Source organism: Streptomyces sp., from assembly GCF_031178505.1.
GTDB lineage: Bacteria > Actinomycetota > Actinomycetes > Streptomycetales > Streptomycetaceae > Streptomyces > Streptomyces gulbargensis.
Map to the genome: position 1 here is coordinate 1 of NZ_JAPSIW010000960.1, position 2,149 is coordinate 2,149.

The 2,149-nt window shown below is 71.4% G+C and carries 4 protein-coding genes; 3 read left to right on the plus strand and 1 reads right to left on the minus strand.

Annotation, left to right across the window (positions count from 1 at the left end; translation table 11 throughout):
- The 3 genes from RIF68_RS35055 to RIF68_RS35065 all read left to right on the plus strand — a co-directional run.
- Window positions 1–603 (plus strand): PDZ domain-containing protein (locus tag RIF68_RS35055; RefSeq protein WP_309055594.1); only part of this gene is annotated, 603 nt, incomplete at its 5' end.
- Between the two features lie 91 nt (window positions 604–694).
- The gene (locus tag RIF68_RS35060) at window positions 695–1,174 is read left to right on the plus strand and encodes a sec-independent translocase (protein WP_309055156.1); all 480 of its coding nucleotides are present in this window, start codon (window positions 695–697) and stop codon (window positions 1,172–1,174) included.
- 74 nt (window positions 1,175–1,248) lie between these two features.
- The gene (locus RIF68_RS35065) at window positions 1,249–1,875 is read left to right on the plus strand and encodes a hypothetical protein (RefSeq protein ID WP_309055596.1); all 627 of its coding nucleotides are present in this window, start codon (window positions 1,249–1,251) and stop codon (window positions 1,873–1,875) included.
- 65 nt (window positions 1,876–1,940) lie between these two features.
- On the opposite strand, the gene RIF68_RS35070 is transcribed toward RIF68_RS35065, so the two are convergent.
- A partial coding sequence (locus RIF68_RS35070) for a P-loop NTPase (RefSeq protein WP_375165792.1) occupies window positions 1,941–2,149 on the minus strand: 209 nt, incomplete at its 5' end.

Sequence of the window (2,149 nt, forward strand, 5' to 3'; positions counted from 1 at the left end):
ACCTCCGGGATCATCAGCGCCAAGGAGCGCCCGATCACCGCCGGCGGCGAGAAGGGCGACGGCAGTGACATCAGCTACGTCGACGCCCTCCAGACCGACGCGCCCATCAACCCCGGGAACTCCGGTGGGCCACTTCTCGACTCCCGGGCCCGCGTCATCGGCATCAACAGCGCCATCCGCGCGGCCGGCGGATCCGGTGACGGCGACGGGAGCGGCGAGCAGGCCGGCTCCATCGGCCTCGGCTTCGCCATACCGATCAACCAGGGCAAGCGGGTCGCCGAGGAACTCATCAACACCGGCAAGGCCACCCACCCCGTCATCGGTGTGAGCCTCGACATGCAGTTCAACGGCGACGGCGCCCGCGTGGGGGAGAAGGGCAAGGACGGCGCGCCGTCCGTCACCCCCGGCGGACCCGCCGCCCGGGCCGGGCTGCGGCCGGGCGACGTCATCGTCCGCGTCGACGGCCAGCGGGTGCACAACGGCGAGGAGTTGATCGTCAAGATCCGCGCCCACCGTCCCGGCGACCGACTCGAACTGACCCTGAAGCGGGGCGGCCGCGAGATCACCAAGACGCTGACGCTCGGTTCCTCCCAGGGCACCTGAGCGGCATGCGGAGGACACCGCGAGGTACCCGTCCGGCAGTTTCGGCGGGTACCGTGGACGGGGCCCTTGACCGGCATGAAGGAGCTACTAGGTGTTCACCGACATAGGCGCACTCGAGCTGGTGACGCTCGTCGTGCTGGCCGTGCTCGTCTTCGGGCCGGACAAACTGCCGAAGGTCATCCAGGACGTCTCCCGTTTCATCCGGAAGGTCCGTGACTTCTCCGACAGCGCGAAGGAAGACATCCGCAGCGAGCTGGGCCCGGAGTTCAAGAACTTCGAGTTCGAGGATCTGAACCCCAAGACCTTCATCCGCAAGCAGCTGGACGGCAACGAGGACCTGCGTGAGCTCAAGGAGCTCCGCAGCACCTTCGACCTCAAGAAGGAGATGAACGAGGTCGCCGACGCCGTCCACGGCCGGGAGTCCCAGCCCTCCTCCCTCACCGGAGCCCCGGCCGCCGGCACCGCCGTGAACGGTGCCCCCGTCACCGCCGTGAACGGCTCGCCCGACCTCGTGAAGAAGGACCGGCCGGACGCCGGCGAGCGCCCGCCGTACGACTCCGACGCGACCTGACGGCGGGCTGTCACCGGCCCGGCACTCCCTGGTGGCTATCCTCGCTCTGTCGAACGAACGAGGAGGCGGCCGAGATGGAGACCACGAGTCGGGCGGAGGGTGCGCGGGCGGCCCGGCGTTCCGCCGAGAGTTATCTGCGCGCGTCCTTCGCCTGGTACGGCCTCGACGAGGCTTTCACCGGGCCGCGCTGGCTCATGCAGGTCGGGACCGCGGCGGACGGCACCGTGCAGCACGGTTCGACCGGCCACGGCGACGAGCCGTCGATAAAGTCCGACGCGAGCGCCACCGAGAAGGAACGGTTCGCGGTCGTCGTGACCGTGGCGGCGAGCCCCGTACGGCGCACCGGCGACGGCACCGGCGTCCTCGAGGCCACCACGGTCTCCTCCGCCGCCTGGCTGGCCGGTTCCGGGCTTCTCGCCCACACCTGGCCCGCCTCCCTCGACCACGCGCTGCGCGACCACTGGCTGGACCAGCAGACCGAGACCGCCTTCGAGCTGGCCGACGACCTGGCCGGGCCCGCCTGGTCGACGCTCTCGCTGCCCGTGGACGGCGCGCCCGTGCCCTTCCACTACCGCGAGACCGAGTTCGGCTGGGTCCTCGCCGGCTCGGCATCGGGCGTGCACCTCGGGGCGTACGGGCGGGGCATGAGCGCGTACGGCCTCGGCTTCTCGCAGATCAAGGACCTCGGCGCGTACGCGTAGCACCGGGGCACGGGAAAGGGGCGCCCCCGGATGGGGGCGCCCCTTCGCCGTACGGCTCGGCCGCGTCAGAACTTGTTGCGCGGCGTGATGCCCAGGCTCATGCCCGACAGGCCGCGCTGGCGGCCGCCCAGCTTGCCGGCGATCGCACGCAGCGCCGCGCCGGCGGGGGAGTCCGGGTCCGACAGGACGACCGGCTTGCCCTCGTCGCCGCCCTCGCGCAGCCGCACGTCGATCGGGATGGAGCCGAGCACGGGAACGGTGGCGCCCGTGGTCC